Source organism: Streptomyces palmae (assembly GCF_004684805.1).
Taxonomy (GTDB): domain Bacteria; phylum Actinomycetota; class Actinomycetes; order Streptomycetales; family Streptomycetaceae; genus Streptomyces; species Streptomyces palmae.
Window position 1 is genome coordinate 1 of the sequence record NZ_SRID01000383.1, and the last position, 6472, is coordinate 6472.

Genomic DNA, 6472 nt, shown 5'->3' on the forward strand with positions numbered 1-6472 from the left:
GCGCCCGTACCCCCGCCCGCGGCATGGGCCACCAGCCGCTCCCGCAGCTGGGACTTGACCGTCGCCGCGGCCCGGTGGGCGGCGAGTTCGGTCAGCCAGGAGACGGCCGCGCGGCCGACCGCCACCGCGGCCAGCAGCAGCAGCGGACCGGTCAGCTCGTCCACCCCCGCCCCGAGGGCGGAGCCGCCGGGGCGGGGGCGGAACGCGTCCACCACCACCTCGGCGATCAGCGTGGCCTGGGCGATCACGAGGCCGGCGCCGACCAGCCCGAGGGCCACCGACGCGGCGATGAAGCCGCGGGTGGCCCGGGCGTGGCGGAGCAGGCGGGGGTCGACGGGCTTCACCGCGCGCTCTCCTCAGTGCCCGACCGGGATGTGCTGGGTGCCGATCCGCTTGCGGAACACCCAGTACGTCCACGCCTGGTACGCCAGCACCAGCGGGGTCATCAGGGCCGCCACCCAGGTCATGATCTTCAGCGTGTACGGGCTGGACGCCGCGTCCTGCGCGGTGAGGCTCCACCGGGGGTCCAGCGAGGACGGCATCACATCGGGGAACAGGGCCAGGAAGAGCCCGGCGACCAGCGCGGCGACGGTGACGCCGGAGAGCGCGAAGGCCCAGCCCTCCCGGCCGCGGGCGTTCATCAGCAGGGCGCCCAGCAGGGCGAGCACCGCGGCGGCGCAGGCACCCAGGAAGCGCGCGTTGCCGCTGTCGGCCTGGGTCCAGCCGAGGAAGGGCACCGCCAGCACCACCGTGGCCAGGCCCAGCACCGCTGCCTGCCGCCGGGCCCGTACCCGGATGTCGCCGACCGTCTTGAGCGCCGCGAACACCGCGCCGTGGAAGGTGAACAGCACCAGGGTGAGCGCCCCGCCGAGCAGTGCGTACGGGTTGAGCAGGTCCAGCAGGTCGCCGGCGTAGTTCTTGTCCGGGCCGATCGGCACCCCGCGCACCATGTTGGCGAAGGCCACCCCCCACAGGAAGGCGGGGATCAGGGAGCACCAGAAGATCGCCTGCTCCCAGTTGCGCTGCCAGCGCTCCTCGGACCGCTTGTGCCGGTACTCGAAGGCCACGCCGCGCAGGATCAGGCAGACCAGGATGACCAGCAGCGGCAGGTAGAACCCGCTGAAGAGGGTGGCGTACCAGTCGGGGAAGGCGGCGAAGGTCGCCCCGCCGGCGGTGAGCAGCCAGACCTCGTTGGCGTCCCAGACCGGGCCGATGGTGTTGATCAGGACCCGGCGCTCGGTACGGTCCCGGGCCAGCAGCCGGGTGAGTACGCCGATGCCGAAGTCGAAGCCCTCCAGGAAGAAGTAGCCGGTCCACAGGACCGCGATCAGCAGGAACCAGACGTCGTGCAGGTGCATGGCCGTGGGTCTCCTCTCCGGCTGTCAGTACGCGAAGGTCAGCGGCTTGTCGGTGTCTTCGGCGGCATCGGCGGCATCGGCGTCGGCGGCTTGGCCGTCCGGTCCCGCGTGCGGGTCCTTCCCCCGGCCTCCGGTCCCGCCCGGCCCTGTGGAGGGCAGCCGCAGCCTGGGGTCGCTGCTCGGAGGCCGTTCGTCCACATCGGGGCCGGCCTTGGCGTACTTGGCCATCAGCCGCACCTCGACCACCGCGAGCACCCCGTAGAGCAGGGTGAACACGCCCATGGAGATCAGCACTTCGGTGGTGCTCACCCCCGGGGAGACCGCGTCGCGGGTGGTCATCAGGCCGTAGACGGCCCAGGGCTGGCGGCCCATCTCGGTGAAGATCCAGCCGAAGGAGTTGGCGACCAGCGGGAAGCCCATGGTGAGGATGCCCAGCCGCCAGGCCCATCCGGTGAGGAAGGGGTTCAGCTCACGGCGCGAGGTCAGCATCAGCCGCGGCACCTCGTAGCCGCCGGTCCGGAACTCCGGGGCCACCCAGAACTTGCGGCGGGTGGTCCACAGTCCGACCAGTCCGGCGACGAAGGAGGTCATCCCGAAGCCGATCATCAGCCGGAAGCCCCAGAAGGTCATGAAGATGCTGGGGATGTAGTCCTCCGGCTGGCCGCCGTAGAGCTTGGCCTCACGGGCGGCGATGTCGTTGATGCCGGGCACCGCGTCGCTGAAGTTGTTGTGCGCCAGGAAGGAGAGGACGCCGGGTATCTCCAGTTCGACGTCGTTGCGCCCCTCGCTCACATCGCCGACCGCGAAGACCGAGAACGGGGCCGGGGCCTCGGTGTCCCACAGCGCCTCGGCGGCGGCCATCTTCATCGGCTGCTGCTCGAACATCACCTTGCCGAGCTCGTCGCCGCTGATGGCGGTGCCCATGCCGGCGATCACCGCGATCACCAGCCCGGCCCGGAGTGAGGAGCGCATCACGCCGATCCGCCGGCGCTGCTCCGGCCCGGTCCGCTCGCCGCGCAGCTGGGCCCGCTTGGCGCGCCACAGGTGGAAGGAGGCGATGCCGATTACGAACGCGGCACCGGTCAGGAAGGCGGCGGTGAGGGTGTGGAAGACCTGGACCAGGGTGGTGTTCTGGGTGAGCACCGCCCCGATGTCGGTGAGCCGGGCCTTGCCGGTGGCCTTGTCGATGGTGTAGCCGACCGGGTGCTGCATCCAGGAGTTGGCGGCCAGGATGAAGTAGGAGGAGAGCACCGTGCCGAAGGCGACGATCCAGATGCAGGCGCAGTGGATCCGCTTCGGCAGCCGGTCCCAGCCGAAGATCCACAGGCCGATGAAGGTGGACTCGAAGAAGAAGGCGATCAGTGCCTCCATCGCGAGCGGGGCGCCGAAGACATCACCGACGAAGCGGGAGTAGTCCGACCAGTTCATGCCGAACTGGAACTCCTGCACGATGCCGGTGACCACCCCCATCGCGATGTTGATCAGGAAAAGCTTCCCCCAGAACTTCGTGGCGTGGAAGTACTTCTCCTTGCCCGTCCGGACCCAGGCCGTCTCCATCCCGGCGGTGAAGGCCGCCAGGCTGATGGTCAGGGGTACGAACAGGAAGTGGTAGACGGTGGTAATGCCGAACTGCCAGCGGGCCAGCGTCTCCGGCGCCAGAGCCAGATCCACGGTCGATCTCCTTACCGTCGTGCTCGCACCGCGGTCCAAGCCGCGGAACCCTCCGCCTCACATCGCCACAAACCGATACGAAACACAGAGCTTGTGAACGCGTTCACATTCACAAGAAAAATTATGGCTCATATGCGTTTGCCCCCTTCTACCGGGGGGCAGGCGGGGGCGAACACGGTCAGCTGTGAGAAAGTATCCCTTTTGAGGGTTCGCTCCGGTTTGAGGACGCGCGCGGGGCTCGCGCCGATTGGGCGGCTCCGGCCGGTTTGCCGGCGCCCGCCCCTTTGATGATCTTCACCCGGCTCGACGGCCGCCGACGGGGGCATGCCGCGCACCGGCGCCCGGTCGCCTCCCACCCGTTTCCACACGACGGCGCCGGACCGCGCCGAAACATCGTTTCCGCACCGTCCGGCGCCGTGATCCGCCGGGTTACAGGGCCTTGCGGAACTCCTCCGCCGCCCGCAGGAACAGGTCGTTGGCCTCCACCTCGCCGATGGTGGTCCGTACGCCCTCGTCCCCGTACGGCCGGACGATCACGCCCGCCCGCTCGCAGGCCGCGGCGAAGTCCTGGGTACGGTCCCCCAGCCGCATCCAGACGAAGTTCGCCTGGGACTCCGGCACCGTCCAGCCCTGTGCCAGCAGCGCCTCCCGGACCCGGGTCCGCTCGGCGACCAGCGCCTCGACCCGCTCACGCAGCGCGTCCTCACTGCGCAGCGAGGCCACCGCCGCCTCCTGCGCCAGCTGGCTCACGCCGAAGGGCACCGCGGTCTTGCGCAGCGCGGCGGCCACCGGCTCGTGCGCCACCGCGAACCCCACCCGCAGGCCGGCCAGGCCGTAGGCCTTGGAGAAGGTGCGCAGCACGCAGACGTTCGGCCGGTCGCGGTAGATCTCGATGCCGTCCGGCACCCGCTCGTCCCGGATGAACTCCTTGTACGCCTCGTCCAGCACCACCAGGACGTCGGAGGGCACCCGGTCCAGGAAGCGCTCCAGCTCGGCACGGCGAACCACGGTGCCGGTGGGGTTGTTGGGGTTGCAGACGAAGACCAGGCGGGTCCGGTCGGTGATCGCGGCGGCCATCGCGTCCAGATCGTGGACCTCGTCCCGGTCCAGCGGCACCTGCACCGAGGTGGCACCCGAGACCTGGGTGATGATCGGGTAGGCCTCGAAGGAACGCCAGGCGTAGACCACCTCGTCACCCGGGCCGGAGGTCGCCTGCACCAGCTGCTGGGCGACACCGACCGAACCGGTTCCGGTGGCCAGGTGGCCCAGCGGCACCTCGAAGCGCTCGGAGAGCTCGTTCATCAGCCCGGTGCACGCCATGTCGGGGTACCGGTTGAAGGCGCCGGCCGCGCGGGTGGCGCTCTCCAGCACCCCCGGCAGCGGGGGGTAGGGGTTCTCGTTGGAGGACAGCTTGTAGGCAGCCGGACCGCCCGCTGCGGCGGGCTTCCCGGGCTTGTAGGTGGGAATACCATCCAGGGCAGCACGCAGCTTGGGGCTGTTCTCAGACACCGCGGGTCCTCCTCGACCAGTCCGATCGCATCAATACTGCACACCATAAGAGGATTCACCGGCCGCGGTAAGAACCTGTTTTTTCTCCGCGGCCCGGGAACGGTTCACGGCCCGCCCACCCGTCGGTGATCACACCTGGGGCGCTTGGCGGAACCTGTGCGCTGGTGGCGGGCGCCGTGGCGCGCATCCCCCGTGCAGGTGAGTTGAGACCTCTTCGAAACATCAACCAATCGCCAGGTGTACATATGCCAGACTCCTAGAGAGGCATACCAAGAGCCCCAACTGCCTTTATTTCCAAGGTTTTTCGAGGGGTTGAGACTTGCAGAATCGTGCCTTCCAACCGGCTTTCCGAGTACCCCGCAGTCGGGTCGCCTGAGCCCTACTATCGGCACGCCATGACAGCAGCAGGTAAGCACCAGGTGAGCGGACCGACCGGCCGCCGGTTGGGGCGTGCGGGCATCCGTGACGTGGCCGCCGCGGCCGGGGTATCGATCACGACCGTCTCCGACGCGCTCAACGGCAAGGGCCGGTTACCGGACGCCACCCGGCGCCATGTCCGCGAGGTCGCCGACCGGCTGGGCTACCGCCCCTCCGCCGCCGCCCGCACCCTCCGCACCGGCAAGTCCGGCCTGATCGGCCTGACCGTGACCACCTACGGGGATGAACCTTTCACCTTCACCGAGTTCGCCTACTTCGCCGAGATGGCGCGCGCCGCCACCTCGGCCGCCCTCGCCCGCGGCTACGCGCTGGTCATCCTGCCCGCCACCTCGCGGCACGACGTCTGGTCCAACGTCGCCCTGGACGGCACCGTGGTGATCGACCCCTCCGACCAGGACCCGGTCGTCACCGAGCTGCTCCGGCAGGGCATCCCGGTGGTCAGCGACGGGCGCCCGGCCGGCACCCTGCCGGTCACCGCATGGGTGGACAACGACCACGAGGCGGCCGTGACCGACCTCCTGGACCACCTCTCCGAGGCCGGCGCCCGGCGCATCGGACTGCTCACCGGGACCACCACCGACACCTACACCCGGCTGTCCACCTCCGCGTACCTCGACTGGTGCCGGCGGACCGGCCAGGACCCGGTGTACGAGAAGTACCCGGCCCACGACCCGTACGCCGGGGCGGTGGCGGCCGACCGGCTGCTGGCCCGCCCGGACCGCCCGGACGCCGTGTACGGGCTCTTCGACCCCAACGGGACCGACCTGCTCGCCGCCGCCCGCCGCTACGGGCTGCGCGTCCCCGACGACCTGCTGCTGGTCTGCTGCAGCGAGTCCGCGGTGTACGCGGCCACCGACCCGCCCATCACCACCCTCTCGCTCAAGCCCCGCCGGATCGGCACCGCGGTGGTCCAGCTGCTGATCGACGCCATCGAGGGACTCGACGCGGGGCGGCCGGTGGAGCAGGTCATACCAACGGAGTTGATGGTGCGGACCTCCTCCCAACGACGGCCGCCGCGCACCACGATCAGCCCGCCCCGCGGCCCCACCGGGCGCTGAGGGCGGCCCGATCGGCATGCCGTACCGGTCTCGTCAGGGGGCCGGACAACGCCTGATCGGTACGCCACGCGGGCCCTCCGCGGACCGAACACCGCGCCGATCGGCACGCCGACCCGGCGCTCCGTCCGGGTCGATTCAGGAGAAAACCGGGATAAACAGCCGGCAGAGTGGAGCCTCGCCCCGATTGACGGCACCCTGGTGCGTCACAAGCCCCGACCGTCGTTCCTATGATGGGCGGACGACACCGCGGACCGCCCTCGACCAGGCACGGTCCTCAAGGTGCACGGCGGCGCGATGGTGGAGGGGTCGATGACTCAGGGGGCCGGTCTGGGACCCACGGCACGGACCACGGCGGCGGTACCGCCCGTACCCGAACACGCCACCACGCCCGTGCCTCAACCCGTCCCCCCGCACGCCACCACGCCCGTGCCTCATCCC

The 6472-nt window shown here is 70.2% G+C and carries 5 protein-coding genes; 1 reads left to right on the top strand and 4 read right to left on the bottom strand.

All coding sequences use genetic code 11. The features are described 5' to 3' along the window. The 4 genes from E4099_RS27220 to hisC all read right to left on the bottom strand — a co-directional run. Positions 1–344 (bottom strand): 6TM ABC transporter family protein (locus E4099_RS27220; protein ID WP_135341777.1); only part of this gene is annotated, 344 nt, incomplete at its 3' end. Positions 345–356: 12 nt separating this feature from the next. Beyond that, positions 357–1358 (bottom strand): cytochrome d ubiquinol oxidase subunit II, encoded by a 1002-nt coding sequence (cydB, locus tag E4099_RS27225; protein WP_135341778.1) that lies wholly within the window; start codon positions 1356–1358, stop codon positions 357–359. A 24-nt stretch (positions 1359–1382) separates the two neighbouring features. Then, positions 1383–3029, bottom strand: coding sequence for a cytochrome ubiquinol oxidase subunit I (locus E4099_RS27230; RefSeq protein ID WP_135341779.1), 1647 nt, complete (start codon positions 3027–3029; stop codon positions 1383–1385). A gap of 429 nt (positions 3030–3458) precedes the next feature. Beyond that, positions 3459–4538 (bottom strand): histidinol-phosphate transaminase, encoded by a 1080-nt coding sequence (gene hisC / locus E4099_RS27235; RefSeq protein WP_135341780.1) that lies wholly within the window; start codon positions 4536–4538, stop codon positions 3459–3461. A gap of 395 nt (positions 4539–4933) precedes the next feature. Here hisC and E4099_RS27240 point away from each other — a divergent pair, with 395 nt between their 5' ends. Beyond that, positions 4934–6034 carry a LacI family DNA-binding transcriptional regulator gene (locus tag E4099_RS27240; RefSeq protein WP_135341781.1) on the top strand — a complete coding sequence of 367 codons (1101 nt, stop codon included), beginning with the start codon at positions 4934–4936 and terminating at the stop codon, positions 6032–6034. Positions 6035–6472: the final 438 nt, after the last annotated feature.